This window comes from Aureimonas flava (genome assembly GCF_003583935.1).
GTDB lineage: Bacteria > Pseudomonadota > Alphaproteobacteria > Rhizobiales > Rhizobiaceae > Aureimonas > Aureimonas flava.
The window spans coordinates 58129-71992 of sequence record NZ_QYRN01000009.1; the positions used below are offsets into that span (position 1 = coordinate 58129).

15 protein-coding genes are annotated in these 13864 nt (G+C 69.8%); 2 read left to right on the plus strand and 13 right to left on the minus strand.

The genetic code is table 11. The features are described 5' to 3' along the window. Positions 1–9 precede the first annotated feature (9 nt). The 7 genes from ybgF to ybgC all read right to left on the minus strand — a co-directional run bounded on the left by ybgF (position 10) and on the right by ybgC (position 6254). Complete coding sequence (gene ybgF, locus D3218_RS16280) at positions 10–942, minus strand: tol-pal system protein YbgF (RefSeq protein WP_245415079.1); 933 nt, start codon at positions 940–942, stop codon at positions 10–12. A 202-nt stretch (positions 943–1144) separates the two neighbouring features. After that, complete coding sequence (pal, locus tag D3218_RS16285) at positions 1145–1687, minus strand: peptidoglycan-associated lipoprotein Pal (protein WP_119541243.1); 543 nt, start codon at positions 1685–1687, stop codon at positions 1145–1147. Positions 1688–1784: 97 nt separating this feature from the next. Further along, on the minus strand, positions 1785–3089 hold the full coding sequence (gene tolB / locus D3218_RS16290; protein WP_119541133.1) for a Tol-Pal system beta propeller repeat protein TolB: 1305 nt from the start codon (positions 3087–3089) through the stop codon (positions 1785–1787). 119 nt (positions 3090–3208) lie between these two features. Beyond that, on the minus strand, positions 3209–4330 hold the full coding sequence (locus D3218_RS16295; protein ID WP_119541134.1) for a cell envelope integrity protein TolA: 1122 nt from the start codon (positions 4328–4330) through the stop codon (positions 3209–3211). A gap of 10 nt (positions 4331–4340) precedes the next feature. Further along, positions 4341–4793, minus strand: a complete 453-nt coding sequence (gene tolR, locus D3218_RS16300; protein ID WP_119541135.1) for a protein TolR — start codon at positions 4791–4793, stop codon at positions 4341–4343. A 39-nt stretch (positions 4794–4832) separates the two neighbouring features. After that, positions 4833–5549: a protein TolQ gene (gene tolQ, locus D3218_RS16305; protein WP_119541136.1), complete on the minus strand. Its 717-nt coding sequence runs from the start codon at positions 5547–5549 to the stop codon at positions 4833–4835. 261 nt (positions 5550–5810) lie between these two features. Then, complete coding sequence (gene ybgC, locus D3218_RS16310; RefSeq protein WP_245415080.1) at positions 5811–6254, minus strand: tol-pal system-associated acyl-CoA thioesterase; 444 nt, start codon at positions 6252–6254, stop codon at positions 5811–5813. Between the two features lie 144 nt (positions 6255–6398). Between ybgC and D3218_RS16315 the strand changes: the two genes are divergently transcribed. Beyond that, entirely contained in the window at positions 6399–8606 is a 2208-nt protein-coding gene (locus tag D3218_RS16315; RefSeq protein WP_119541138.1) for an esterase-like activity of phytase family protein, read from the plus strand. A gap of 61 nt (positions 8607–8667) precedes the next feature. On the opposite strand, the gene ruvB is transcribed toward D3218_RS16315, so the two are convergent. From ruvB to ruvC, 5 genes are all read right to left on the minus strand, one after another. Continuing rightward, a complete protein-coding gene (gene ruvB, locus D3218_RS16320) occupies positions 8668–9711 on the minus strand; it encodes a Holliday junction branch migration DNA helicase RuvB (RefSeq protein WP_119541139.1) in 1044 nt (347 codons plus the stop codon). 11 nt (positions 9712–9722) lie between these two features. Beyond that, positions 9723–10343 carry a Holliday junction branch migration protein RuvA gene (gene ruvA / locus D3218_RS16325; RefSeq protein WP_119541140.1) on the minus strand — a complete coding sequence of 207 codons (621 nt, stop codon included), beginning with the start codon at positions 10341–10343 and terminating at the stop codon, positions 9723–9725. Beyond that, complete coding sequence (locus D3218_RS16330; protein ID WP_119541141.1) at positions 10340–10765, minus strand: type II toxin-antitoxin system VapC family toxin; 426 nt, start codon at positions 10763–10765, stop codon at positions 10340–10342. Before D3218_RS16330 ends, ruvA begins: the two co-directional genes overlap by 4 nt. Next, positions 10743–11012 (minus strand): AbrB/MazE/SpoVT family DNA-binding domain-containing protein, encoded by a 270-nt coding sequence (locus D3218_RS16335; protein WP_119541142.1) that lies wholly within the window; start codon positions 11010–11012, stop codon positions 10743–10745. The genes D3218_RS16330 and D3218_RS16335 overlap by 23 nt, the downstream gene beginning before the upstream one ends. 66 nt (positions 11013–11078) lie before the next feature. Further along, the gene (gene ruvC / locus D3218_RS16340) at positions 11079–11597 is read right to left on the minus strand and encodes a crossover junction endodeoxyribonuclease RuvC (RefSeq protein ID WP_119541143.1); all 519 of its coding nucleotides are present in this window, start codon (positions 11595–11597) and stop codon (positions 11079–11081) included. A gap of 321 nt (positions 11598–11918) precedes the next feature. Here ruvC and D3218_RS16345 point away from each other — a divergent pair, with 321 nt between their 5' ends. Then, positions 11919–13004, plus strand: a complete 1086-nt coding sequence (locus tag D3218_RS16345) for a serine hydrolase domain-containing protein (RefSeq protein WP_119541144.1) — start codon at positions 11919–11921, stop codon at positions 13002–13004. 97 nt (positions 13005–13101) lie between these two features. Here D3218_RS16345 and D3218_RS16350 read toward each other — a convergent pair whose 3' ends face one another. Further along, on the minus strand, positions 13102–13851 hold the full coding sequence (locus D3218_RS16350) for a YebC/PmpR family DNA-binding transcriptional regulator (protein ID WP_119541145.1): 750 nt from the start codon (positions 13849–13851) through the stop codon (positions 13102–13104). Between the last annotated feature and the right edge of the window lie 13 nt (positions 13852–13864).

Consider the following 13864-nt stretch of genomic DNA (forward strand, 5'->3'; position numbering starts at 1 on the left):
GACGGCGGGTCAGGCGCAGTTGGCGGCCTTGGTCTCGCCCTGGAGCTTGCGCTTCACGTTGGCGCTCATGTCCGGGTATCGCTTGCCGACCTCGGCATAGGTGACGCAGGCGGTCTCGCGATTGTTGAGCCGGGCCAGCGACATGCCGAGCTTGAGCATCATCTCGGGCGCCTTGGCGCTCTTGGGATGCTCCTTCTGCGCGTTCAGGAAGACCTCGGCGGCGTCGCGATACTTGTTCTGCGCATAGAGTGACTCGCCCAGCCAATACTGCGCGTCGGCCGCGTCCTGCGAGTTCGGATAGGCCTGGGTGTACTGGCGGAACGTGGTCTCGGCGAGCTGGTAGTCGCCGGCCAGCATGTAGTTGTAGCCGAGCGAATACATCTCCACCGGGCCGTTGGTGGCGATGGAGGCGACCTGGCTGCCGTTCGACCCGGAGGCGGCGGCCGGCGGCGTCGGCTCGTTCAGGCTGGTATCGTCCAGAAGCGCGCCGATCTCGTCCTTCTGCCCTGCGGCCGGCGACGTGGCGTCGTTGACGCTCGGCGGGCTCGCCGAGGCGACGCGCTCGTTGCCGGGCGCGGCGGGAGCGGCCTCCGTGCGGCGTTCGGCCGGCTTGGCGGAGGCGCCCGAGCCCTTGCCCTCGAGATCCTGGAAGCGGAACTCGTTGTCCTCCTGCGCCTTGCGAAGCTGCTCCTGCAACTGGAGCACCATGAAGGACAGCTCCTCGACCTTGCCGGTGAGCCGCCGCATCTCCTCCTCCATCTGCGACAGGCGCACGCCGCCGTCGCCCGCCGCCTGCGCGAGCAGAACCGGCGCCTCCCGGCTCGCGGCCGCCGGCGCGCGTTCGCCGGCGCCGAAACCGAACGGCAGTTCGAGCGCCGAGGCGGGCCCCGCCAGGGTGGCGAGGGCGAGGATGGAGACGGTTGCGAGCTTCATGCTGGCCATGCGGAAATCCCCTCGGGATCGCTGGAGGCCCCTCGCCCGCCGGGCTTCGCGGCCGGGCGGACGGCGACCTTTCGACCCCTCAGCTTGAAAGAGGGGAAGGCGTCCAAAATTTGGCCGGTGCTAGCACAGACCGGGGTCCCGACATGCAAAACGGCCCCGAAGGGCCGTTTCGCGCAGCTCGCTGTGGCGGAAATGTCGCAGATCAGCTTCCGGCGCCGTTCAGCACCGTGACGGCGCGGCGGTTCTGCGACCAGCAGGAGATGTCGTCGCACACGGCGACCGGGCGCTCCTTGCCGTAGGAGATGGTGCGCATGCGATTCGGCGAGACGCCCTGGCTGGCGAGGTAGTCGCGCGTGGCGGCGGCGCGGCGGGCGCCCAGCGCGAGGTTGTACTCGCGCGTGCCGCGCTCGTCGGCGTGGCCTTCCACCGTGATCGAATAGTTGCGGTACTGGTTCAGCCACTGCGCCTGGCGCGAGAGCGTCTGCTGCGCGTCGGCGCGGATGGACGAGGAGTCCGTGTCGAAGAAGATGCGGTCGCCGACATTGACCGTGAAGTCCTGGCTCGTGCCCGGAGCCGCCGAGCCCCCGGCGCCGCCCATGCCGCCCATGCCGCCCGCGCCGCCGAGGCCGAGGCCGGCCGCGTTGTCCGGGAGACCCGTGTTCTTCTTGGCGCAGGCCGAAAGCGCCAGCGCCGCGACCAGCGCGAGGGCGATACGACCATGGACCCCAGTAGCGATGCGGCGCATGGCCGTCTCCTTCACGTATGTGGATTTCCGTCTGCGCCCGTTTACCATGTTCTCGGTTAACGAGTGGTCAACAGGCGATTGAAAAGGCTCGCGAATCCTATTCGAGCGCCGGCGACCATGCCGGGTCCGAGGCGTAGTTCGGCGTCGCCACCTTCTGCTCGTTGCGGCCCGTGAGGTCGATCGAGTAGAGCTGCGGTCCCGCGCCCTGGTCGCGGAAGAACATGATGACGCGGCCGTTGGGCGCCCAGGTCGGCCCCTCCGCGTGGAAGGACGAGGTGAGGATGCGCTCGCCGGAGCCGTCCGGCTTCATCACGCCGATCTGGAACTGGCCGCCGGTCTGCTTGGTGAACGCGATGAGGTCGCCGCGCGGGCTCCAGACCGGCGTGTTGTAGGTGCCCTGGCCGAAGGAGATGCGCTGCTGGCCCGAGCCGTCGGCGCCCATGACGTAGATCTGCGAGCGGCCGCCCCGGTCGCTCTCGAACACCACCTTGGACCCGTCCGGCGAATAGGAGGGCGAGGTGTCGATCGCGGCGGTGGAGGTCAGCCGGGTGGTGGCGCGCGAGCGCAGGTCCATCGCGTAGATGTTGGAGTTGCCGTCCTGCTGGAGGCTCATGATGACCTTCTGCCCATCGGGCGAGAAGCGGGGCGAGAAGGTCATGCCGGGGAAGTTGCCGACCACCTCGCGCTGTCCCGTCTCGAGCTGCAGCAGGTAGACGCGCGGTTCCGCCTGCCCGAAGGACATGTAGGTGATCTCCTGCCGGTTGGGCGAGAAGCGCGGCGTGAGCACGAGGTCGTTGCCCTGGGAGAGGTAGCGCACGTTTGCGCCGTCCTGGTCCATGATGGCGAGGCGCTTGCGGCGGTCGTTCTTGGCGCCGGTCTCGTCGATGAAGACGATGCGCGTGTCGAAATAGCCCTTCTCGCCCGTCAGCCGCTCGTAGATGGCGTCGGCGATGATGTGGGCGATGCGGCGCCAGTTGTCGGGGCTGGCATAGAACTGCTGGCCGTCGAGCTGCTGGCCGGCATAGGTGTCCCACAGGCGGAACTCGACGCGAAGGCGCCCGTCCGCCTCCGGCGTCACCCGCCCGGTGACCAGGGCCTGCGCGTTGATCACGGTCCAGTCCTGGAAGCGGGGCGTCGCGTCGGGCGTCACGTCCTTCTGGATGAAGGCGGCCGGGTTGATCGGCGCGAACAGGCCCGACCGCTTGAGGTCGGCCGAGACCACTTCCATCAGCTTCTGGCCCAGCGCGTCGCGCGACTGGAAGTTCGGCAGGGCGATCGGCAGCGGCTGGACATTGCCTTGCGTCACGTCGATCTCGACCTGGGCGCGGGCGCCGGATGCCAGGGCGAGACCGGCGGTCGCGGCGGCAAGGGCTAGGGCCAGGGATCGGATGAAGCGCGTCATGGGCGGGACCTTCCCGTTTGGGCGTCGGGCTCGAAGCCGGGATGGCGGCGACGGCCCGTTCTGGCATGAGACATGGACCGGGGAACGACGGCGCGCCGCCCCCCGTACGAAGCGGCGGATCAGAACATCTGGCTCGGGTCGAAGTTGACGGTGACCTGAGCCCAGGTGTCGTATTTCTCGGCCGGCAGGTTGTAGGGCGCGCAGCGGCGCACGGCGCGGATCGCCGCCTCGCTTGCCGCCCGTTCCGCCATGGACGCGCCGCCGCCGGACACGATCTCGGGCATCCCCTCGAGCTCGCCCGTCGGGCCGAGCTGCATGGAGATCTTCACCCGGAACGAGCCCGCGTCGACGTTTCCGGCCGGCGGGTTCCAGCACTTGGAGATCTGGCCCCGCAACGCGTCCATCTCGCTCTGCGACAGGGAGCCGCCGGTCTGGCGCGTCGCGCCGAACGCCGCCTGCTGCGTCGAACGCTTGGCCCCGCCGCCCGAGGACTCCTGCTTGTTGAGGAGCGCGGCAATCGCGTCGGCGTCGAACTGCTTGTCGGCCGAGGTCTGGGGCGCCGGCTTCTTGGTGTCCTTCGGCTTGTCCTTGGACTTCGACGCTTCCTTCGCCGGTTCCTTGGCGGGCTCCTTGGCCGGCTCGGGCGCCTTCGCCTCCGCGACCTTCACGGGCTCTGTGGGCTTGGGCTCGGGCGGCTTCGGCTTCACCTGCGGCAGCGGAACGTTGCGCGGCGGCGCGGGCGTCTCGGCTTCGGCCTTCGCAATCTCTGCGGCCAGGGGGTCGATCTCGGGCGCCGGCTCGGCCGGCGTCGGGGCGGGCTCCGCCTCGGCGGTCTCCGCCGGGGGCTCGGGCGGCGTCGGCTCCGGGGGCGCGGGCTGCGGCGGCTCGGGGCGCGCCTGCGGCGTGGCGGCCGGCGGCGGCGGCGGAGGGGGCGCCTCGGCCGTGCTGACGTTCTCGTGCGGCGAGGGCTTGGGCGCCGGCGGGCTCGCCAGATCGGTCTCGTTGTCGCCGACGTTCTCGGCGGGCATCGGGAGCTTGGCGGGCGTCTTGGTGGGCGTCGGCGCCGACGTTTCGGCTTCCGGCGCATCCTGCTCGCCCAGCGTCGCCTGGCTCACGTCGGTGACCAGCGTCACGGGCAGCGCCTCGCCGCCCATGTCCAGCTTTTCCGGCGTCCCGAAATGCCACAGACCCCAGGTCAGGATCGCGGTGTGCAGGATCGTGGAGGTGGCAAGGGGTTTCATCGGCCGCGCGTCAGCTTCCCGCGGTCTGCTGCGTGGTCACGAGACCGATGTTCTTGAAGCCGGCGGCCGAGATGCGCGACATGACGCGCATCACCGTGCCGTAGTCGGCGGCGCTGTCGGCGCGCAGGAAGATGCGCTCCTCGTAGCCGGCCTCGGCGATCGCCTTGAGCTGCTCGACGATCGCTTCCGGCTCCACGGGCGTCTCCTGCAGGAACACCTCGCCGCCCTTCTGGACGGAGATGGTGATCGGCTGCTTGTCGGCCGAAAGCGCCTTGGCGTTGGTCTTGGGCAGGTCCAGCGGCACGCCCACCGTCATCAGCGGCGCGGCCACCATGAAGATGATGAGCAGCACCAGCATGACGTCCACCATCGGCGTCATGTTGATCTCGGCCATGGGAGCCTTGCGCGCGCGACGCCCGCGGCGCGATCCGCCCCCAGACGAAGCTCCCGTCGACATGCCCATGGAAACGATCCCCTCTGAAACGGAACGAGGCGGCGGCGCTCAGCGCGCGGCCGAACGCTCGTCGATCTGGCGCGACAGGATGGACGAGAACTCGTCGGCGAAAGCCTCGAGCCGGGCGGCGAGCTTGCCCGCGTCGGCCGAGAGCTTGTTGTAGGCGACCACGGCGGGAATGGCGGCGACGAGGCCGATCGCGGTGGCCAGCAGCGCCTCGGCGATGCCCGGTGCGACCACGGCGAGGCTGGTCTGCTCGCTGGCGGCGATGGACTGGAAGGCGGTCATGATGCCGACGACCGTGCCGAACAGGCCGACGAAGGGCGCGGCCGAGCCGACGGTCGCCAGGAAGCCGAGGCGGGACTCCAGCCCCTCCATCTCGCGCGCCATGGTCACGTCCATCGCCTTCTCGATGCGGGTCTGGAGGCCGATGGGCGAGCGCGCGCCCTTCTCGAAGCTCTTCTTCCACTCGCGCATGGCGGCCACGAACAGCGCACCCATGCCGCTGGTCTTGCGGTCGGACAGCGTGTGGTACAGCTCCTCCAGCGACTGGCCGGACCAGAAGTTGTTCTCGAACTGATTGAGCTGGCGGCGGAAGCGGGCGTAGCGCTGCCACTTGTCGAAGATGATCGCCCAGGTCCACACGGACGCCGCGAGCAGGCCGATCATGACGAACTTGACGATGAACCCGGCCTGCCAGAAAAGGCCCAGGAGCGACATGTCGTGGGCCGGCGCGGCCAGCGCAGTCTGAGCGACCTCGTTCATTCCGTTTGCGTCCCTCGAATCCGTCGGATCGTCATGGTGGCTCGGAGCTTCTCGCTCCCGGCGGCTCGACGTCCCCGCCACGACGCAGCGGCGCCCGTGCCGGACATGCCGGCGCGAAACGTCGTCCATCGCGCCCTTTGACCGGTCGAATCCGGTGAAAGAATGGCATGGGGAGCTTGGCCCTTCGACGCTATAAAGCCTCGTTAGGGTTAACAAATCGTTTGCGTGCGGTGTTTCGGTGCGTCGCGGGACGACGCTGCGTCAACTTGCCGGGGCGCCCAGCCGCTCGGCCACCGCGGGCGGCATCCGCCGGGGCCGCCCGTCCGGCGATATCACCGCGACCTTCACCGCCGCCTCCACCAGCACCTCCCCGTCGCGAAGGATGCGCTGGTCGAGCACGACGCGCGCGCCGCCGAGCAGCGCGGTGCGCGTCTCCACCTGGAGAACGTCGTCGATGCGCGCCGGTCGAAGGAACTCGATCTCCATGCGCCGCACCGCGAAGGCCATCGGCTCGCCGAAGGCCCCGTCCATCAGCGCGCGGTGGCCGATCCCGTGCAGGCGCAGGAAGTCGGTGCGCCCGCGCTCCAGGAAATGGAGGTAGCGCGCGTGGTAGACGACGCCGGAGAAGTCGGTGTCCTCGAAGTACACGCGCACGTCCAGGCGATGCCCGCCCTCCACGAGGCGGCCGGAAAGCTGGTCTGTCATGGCGCGCCTCATAGCCCGTCCGGCCTTGGATCGCCACCACGAGCCGACCACCGAACCGTCGCGGTCCCGTCATGCGGATGTCATCGCGCCGTTGCATGCGGCTGGTTGGAGGAGCGACGTCCGATCAGCCCCGGAAGGTCCTCCATGCGTGCCACCCGCCTCCCCGCCGCCCTGGCGCTCCTCGCCTCCACCGCCCTGCCGGCCGCGGCCGAGCCCGTGTTCAACCGCATCGCCTCGTTTCCCGTCGCGCTGAACCTGCCCGAGGGCACGCCGGCCACGACGCCCACCTCGGCCGAGATCGTCGCCGCCTCTCCCGACGGTGATACCTTGGTCTATTCCGACAGCCCGAACGGCGGCATCGGCTTCATCGACATCGCCGACCCCCGCGCCCCGAAGGCCGCCGGCTACGTCGCCTTCGGGGGCGGCGAGCCGACCTCGGTGGCGGTCGCCGGCGGCAACGTCGTCGTCGGCGTCAACACCTCGGAAAGCTACACCGCACCGTCGGGCGAGCTGGCGGTGGTCGCGCTGGACGGGCATGCGGTCACGGCCCGGTGCGAGCTCGGCGGCCAGCCGGACTCGGTTGCCGTGTCGCCCGACGGGTCGCTCGTGGCGGTGGCGATCGAGAACGAGCGCGACGAGGACGTGAACGACGGCGCCCTGCCGCAGATGCCGGCCGGCTACGTGGCGATCCTGCCGCTGCGGGACGGCACGCCGGACTGCGGCGCCATGCGCCGGGTCGAGCTCACGGGCCTGGCCGCGATCGGCGGCGAGGATCCCGAACCCGAATTCGTTTCCTTCAACACGAACAACGAACTGGCGGTGACGCTTCAGGAAAACAATCACGTCGCGATCATCGACGGACCGACCGGAGTGGTGACGGGCCACTTCTCGGCCGGCACCGTGGCGCTCGACGGGGTGGACGCGCAGGACGACGGCCGCATCGCCTTCGCCGACGCGATCGAGGCGCGCCCGCGCGAGCCCGACGCCATCAAGTGGCTCGGCACGGATCGCCTCGTCACCGCCAACGAAGGCGACTGGAAGGGCGGCACGCGCGGCTTCACGATCTTCAACCGCAACGGAAGCGTCGCCTACGACGCCGGGCGCTCGTTCGAGATGGAGGTCGCCAAGGCCGGGCACTACCCGGACAAGCGGTCCGACGCCAAGGGCGTCGAGCCGGAAGGGCTGGAGGTCGCCGAGTTCGGGGGCCAGCGATACCTGTTCGTCCTCTCCGAGCGCGGCTCCGTCGTCGGCGTCTACCGCGACACGGGAGCTGAACCGGAATTCGCGCAGCTCCTGCCCTCCGGGATCTCGCCGGAAGGCGCGGTCGCCATTCCCGCACGCAACCTTCTCGCCACGGCGAACGAGGCGGACCTCGTGGAGGACGGCGGCGCGCGCAGTCACGTCATGATCTACGAGCGGGCCGAGGGCACGCCCGCCTATCCGCAGCTCGTGTCCGCCGAGGCGGACGGGGTTCCGATCGGCTGGGGCGCCCTCGGGGCGCTGGCGGGCGACCCGGAGCGGCCCCGGCGGCTCTTCGCCGCCAGCGACAGCGTCTACGGCAAGGCGCCGACGATCTACACGATCGACGCCTCGGCCAAGCCCGCCCGCATCACCGACGCGATGGTGGTCGCAGAAGGCGGCGAGCCGGCCCGCAAGCTCGACATCGAAGGCATTGCGCCGGACGGCGCGGGCGGCTTCTGGCTGGCGAGCGAGGGCAACCCCGAGAAGGAGGTGCCGCACCGGCTCGTGCATGTGGACGGCAAGGGCGCGGTGACGAAGACGGTCCCCTTCCCGGACGCGCTGCTCGCCCATCAGACCCGCTTCGGCGCCGAAGGCATCGCCAAGGTCGGCAACCGGCTGTGGGTCGCCGTCCAACGTCCCTGGAAGGACGATCCGACGAACACGACCAAGCTCCTCGCCTACGACCTCGGCACGCAGGTATGGGGCGCCGTGCGCTATCCGCTGGAAGCGCCGTCGGCCGAGGGCGCCTGGGTCGGCCTGTCCGAACTCGCCGTCGCCGGCGACAGCGCCTACCTGATCGAGCGCGACAACCTGATCGGCGACGCCGCAAGGGTGAAGCAGGTCACCCGCGTCTCGCTCGCCGACCTCGTGCCCGCCCCGCTCGGCGGCGAGCTGCCGACGGTGGGGAAGGCGGTGGTGCGCGACCTCCTGCCCGACCTGAAGGGGCAGACGGCCGGCTACGTCGTGGACAAGGTCGAGGGTCTGGCGATCGACGGGGACGGCACCGCCTTCGTGGTCACCGACAACGACGGCGTGGACGGTTCCTCGGGCGAGACGCTGTTCTTCTCCATCGGCAAGCTGGACGAACAATCGGCCGCGTTGCGCGACTGACCCTCATCCGCCGCATGAGGAAAGGGGGCGGAGCCACCGAGCTTCGCCCCCTTTCCGTGCCCTATTCGTCCTCGCCGCCCTCGAACAGGCTGGACTGGACGCCCTGGTAGGTGGAGGGCACGGCCAGGCCGAGATGCTTGAAGGCGTGCTGGGTGAGGAGCCGTCCGCGCGGCGTGCGCTGGATGAAGCCCTGCTGGAGCAGATAGGGCTCCACGATATCCTCGATCGCGTCGCGCGGCTCCGAGAGAGCGGCGGCGATGGTCTCGATGCCGACCGGACCGCCGCCGAAGTTCATGGCGATCAGGTCGAGATAGCGCCGGTCGAGCTGGTCGAGGCCGAGACTGTCGACGTCGAGCCGGGTCAGCGCCTCGTCCGCGATGCGCCGGTCCACCGTTTCGGAACCCGCCATGGTCGCGAAGTCGCGAACGCGGCGCAGGAGGCGGCCGGCGATGCGGGGCGTGCCGCGCGCGCGCCGGGCGATCTCGCGCGCGCCGTCGTCGCCCATGGGCAGGCTCATCAGCCGCGCTCCGCGCTTCACGATGTGTTCGAGCTCGGCGATCGTGTAGAAGTTCAGCCGCACCGGAATGCCGAACCGGTCGCGCAGCGGGGTGGTCAGAAGGCCGATGCGCGTCGTGGCCGCCACCAGCGTGAACTTGGCGAGATCGATCTTCACCGAGCGCGCCGCCGGCCCCTCGCCGATGATGAGGTCGAGCTGGAAGTCCTCCATCGCGGGATAGAGGATCTCCTCCACCGCCGGGGACAGGCGGTGGATCTCGTCGATGAACAGGACGTCCCGCTCCTCCAGGTTGGTCAGGAGGGCGGCGAGGTCGCCGGCCTTGGCGATCACCGGGCCGGAGGTCGAGCGGAAGTTGACCCCGAGCTCCTTCGCCATGATCTGCGCCAGCGTCGTCTTGCCGAGGCCGGGCGGGCCGACGAACAGCACGTGGTCCAGCGCCTCGCCGCGCGTCTTGGCGGCCTCGATGAAGATCTTGAGATTGGCGCGCGCGGCCGCCTGGCCGACGAAGTCGTCGAGCCGCTGCGGGCGCAGCGAGGCGTCGACGTCCTCTCCGCGCTTCTCGGGGGTGATGAGGCGGGTGCTGCTCATGATCTATCGCTTCATCGGCTGAGGGCCTTGAGGCCGAGGCGGATCAACGTGGTGGAAGGCGCATCCTCGCCCGCCTCCTTCACCGCGGCGGCGACCGCGCCGGCCGCCTGCTCGCGCGAATAGCCGAGATTGACCAGCGCCGACACCGCATCCGCGATCGGCGCCGGGGCGACGCCCTCGCCGATCTCTCGCTTCAGCCCGAAGCTTTCCACGGCCGCCGCGCCGGAGAAGGCGGGGGCCCGGTCCTTGAGTTCGGCCACGATGCGCGCGGCGACCTTCGGCCCGACGCCCGGCGCGCGCGCCACCATCGTCCGGTCCTGGAGGGCGATGGCGTTGGCGAGATCGCCGGTGGACAGCGTCCCGACCACGGCGAGCGCCACCTTGGCGCCCACCCCCTGCACGCTCTGGAGCAGGCGGAACCAGTCGCGCTCGGCGGCGGAGGCGAAGCCGTAGAGGCGGATCATGTCCTCGCGCACATAGGTCTCGATGAACAGCGCGGCCGCCTCCCCCGCCCCCGGCAGCCCCGCCAAGGTGCGCGCCCCGCAGAAGGCCACATAGCCGACGCCGTGCACGTCGAGCGTCACGCAGTCCTCCTCCACCGTGTCCACGGTGCCCTTCAGCTTGCCGATCAAGGATGCGTCTCCGGGCAGATGATGAGGAGGTCGGGGAAGTAGTCGCGATAGCGCGAGGCGTCGCGCGTGAGAAGGCGATGGCCGGCGAACGCCGCGTGGGCGCCGACGAGGAAGTCCGGCAGCGTGCGCTCGCGCCGTCCCCCGCGCTGCCGGTAGAGCCGGTGCGCCCGTCCGGCGGGATAGGCGGCCTCGAAGGGAAAGGGTTCGTAGGCGAAGCCGAACGGACGCAGGACCGAGAGGAGCACGCGCTCGTCGGAGTACGGTTGCGAGATCTCCGCAAACGACACGGCACTCAGACACAGGGAGCCGTGATCGGAAGCCTCGTCCAGCCGCAGGGACGACCAATGCTGCTGCTCGGGCCGGGAGTCCGCGTTGAGGATGTCGAGGAGGATGTCGGTGTCAACGAGGGTCGAGATCGTCACGCGGCCCTCGGATCATGTCCATGTATTCGTCCGTCGTCAGTCCGCCGAGATCCAGGGTCCCCCGCATCGCTTCGAGAGCCTTGCGGACCTGCTCGCGCCTTCGCTGCTTGGCGTCCGCCTCGTCCAGCCGGACGACCTCCACGAAGCCGTCGCGGTCGACGAATTCCACCTCGCTCCCCGGCCCGATCCCGAGCTTGTCGCGGATCGGCTTCGGAATGGTCACCTGCCCCTTCTCGGTGACGCGCATCGCCTGCCCTTTTGGTAATACCGGATCGGTATTACCTATCTGCAGGACGGGAACAAGTCAAGAACATCAGAGATTCGCGTAGGCCGCCCGCGCCTGCGCCGACTGGCGGTGGTGGGTGTGGCAGATGGCGATGGCGAGCGCGTCGGCGGCGTCGTCGGTGTCGAAGGTGGCCTTCGGCATCAGCACCTTCACCATCATGTGGATCTGCGCCTTCTCGCCGTGGCCGACGCCGATCACCGCCTTCTTCACCGCGTTCGGCGCGTATTCGGCGACGGGCAGCCCGGCGAGCGACGGCACCAGCATGGCGACGCCGCGCGCCTGCCCCAGCTTCAGCGTGGCCACCGCGTCCTTGTTGACGAAGGTCTGCTCCACGGCCGCCTCGTCCGGCCGGAAGCCGCCGATGACCTCGGTCAGGCCGTCGTGGAGCTGCCGCAGGCGGGTCGCGAGGTCGAGCTCGTTGTCGGAGGTCACCGTGCCGCTCGCCACGAAGCGCAGCGCGTTGCCCACCGTTTCCACGACGCCCCAGCCCGTGCGTCGAAGGCCCGGGTCGATGCCGATGATGCGAATGGTCCGCTCCTGAAGCATGCTCGTTCCACTTCCGTTCTTCTAGCGCATGGCTACGCCGGAGTGGTGAACAAAATGAAAAGACCGCCCCCCACCGATCCCGACAATTTTATTATTGCGATAAATTTTACTGCGATATACAAATCGGACATGGGACGGGGAGGTTCGCGATGGACGACATGAAGCCGATGGTGGGGCTGTTGAACGGCCTCCTGTTCAGCGCCGTGCTGTGGTTGATGGTGATCGACCTCGTCATCCTGTAGGCGGGCCCGCCCGGACCGGATCGCGCAAGAATCGGTGAGCGGGCTGGAGGGCCGTGCGGCGGCCGCCCATCTCCCCCTTATGACCCATCGCCTGATCGTCTCCGTCGCGCTGGCGGCGCTTCTCCTCCCAGTCGGCCGGCCGCTCGCGCAGGAGGCTGCCGCGCCCGTGCCGCCGGAAGCACGCGCTCCCGCCGATGCGACGGCGGTCGCCCCGGCCAACTTCGATGCGGCCGTCGCGCGCGCTGCCGCGTTGCAGCCGCTGGAGACCCTGCTGGTCGCGCAGGACGGCGAGACCGTCGTGGACCGGGGCTTTCGCGGCAAGCGCACGGATCGGGCCACCAACATCAAGTCGGCCTCGAAGTCCGTCATCTCCGCGCTCGTCGGCATCGCGATCGACAAGGGCCTGATCCAGGGCCCGGACCAGCCGATCGCGGACTTCCTCGCCGCCGATTTCCCCGCCGATCCCGACCCGCGCCTCCAGCACGTGACGGTCGGCAACCTCCTGTCGATGCAGGCGGGGCTGGAGCGGACGTCCGGCGGCAACTACGGCGCGTGGATCTCCTCGCGCAACTGGGTGCGCGACGCGCTACGGCGCCCCTTCGTGGCGGACCCCGGCGGCCCGATGCTCTATTCCACCGGGTCGACGCATCTCCTGTCGGCGATCCTCACCAAGGCGAGCGGTCGCAGCACGCTGGCGCTCGCCCGCGACTGGCTGGGGCCGGCGGGCGTGCGCGTCACCGACTGGGAGCGCGATCCGCAGGGGATCTATCTCGGCGGCAACCAGATGGCGATGACGCCGCGCTCCCTGCTCGCGCTCGGCGAGCTCTACCGACGCGGGGGCACCGCCGCCGACGGCACGCGCGTCCTGTCGCGCGAGTGGATCGAGGGGTCCTGGACGCCCCGCACCACGTCCCGCTTCCACGACGGACGCTACGGCTACGGCTGGTTCCTCGACACGTTCGCCGGCCACGAGGGCCGCTACGGCTGGGGCTACGGCGGGCAGATGATCTACGTCATCCCCGATCTCGCGCTCAGCATCGCGATCACCTCGGCGCAGGATCAGCCCTCGGCGCGCACCGGCTACGTGCAGGCGCTGCACCGGCTCGTGTCCGAGACGATCGTCCCGGCGGCCGAGGCCCGCCGAGCGGCCGAAGGCAAGAGCTGAACCGTCGCAGCGGCCCGCGTCGGCGCCCGGCCGAGCCGGGGAAACGGCTGCGCGGATCGTCCCCGCGCCGCCCGCCCGGCGCGAATCGAGGCCCGTCTCAGGCCGCCGAAAGCTTGGCCATCGTCTCCTCGTCCACCTCGAAGTTGGCGTAGACGTTCTGCACGTCGTCGTCGTCCTCGAGGTTGGCGATGAGGCGCAGCACGCTCTGGGCCTTCTCCTCGTCCACCGGCGTCGTGGTCTGCGGGCGCCAGATGATCTTCACGCTCTCGGCCTCGCCGAGGCTCTTCTCCAGCGCACCGGCCACCTCGTTGAGGTCGCCGAAGGCGGTGATGATGCGGTGGCCGTCGTCGTCGCTCTGGACGTCGTCGGCGCCGCCCTCGATCGCGGCCTCCATCACCGTGTCGGCGTCGCCGGCCGTGGCGGGATAGACGATCTCGCCGACGCGGTCCCACAGGAAGGAGACCGAATTGGTCTCGCCGAGCGCCCCGCCCGACTTGGTGAAGTAGGAGCGCACGTTGGAGGCGGTGCGGTTGCGGTTGTCGGTCAGCGCCTCGACGATCACCGCGACGCCGCCCGGACCGTAGCCCTCGTAGCGCACCTCGTCGTAGCTCTCCGTGTCGCCACCGGCCGCCTTGTTGATGGCGCGCTGGATGTTGTCCTTGGGCATGGACTGCGCCTTGGCGTTGTTCACCGCCAGGCGCAGACGGGGGTTCATGTCGGGGTCCGGCATGCCCGTCTTGGCCGCGACCGTGATCTCGCGCGCCAGCTTGGAGAACATCTTGGACCGCACGGCGTCCTGCCGGCCCTTGCGATGCATGATGTTCTTGAATTGGGAATGACCGGCCATCGCGGCACCTGTC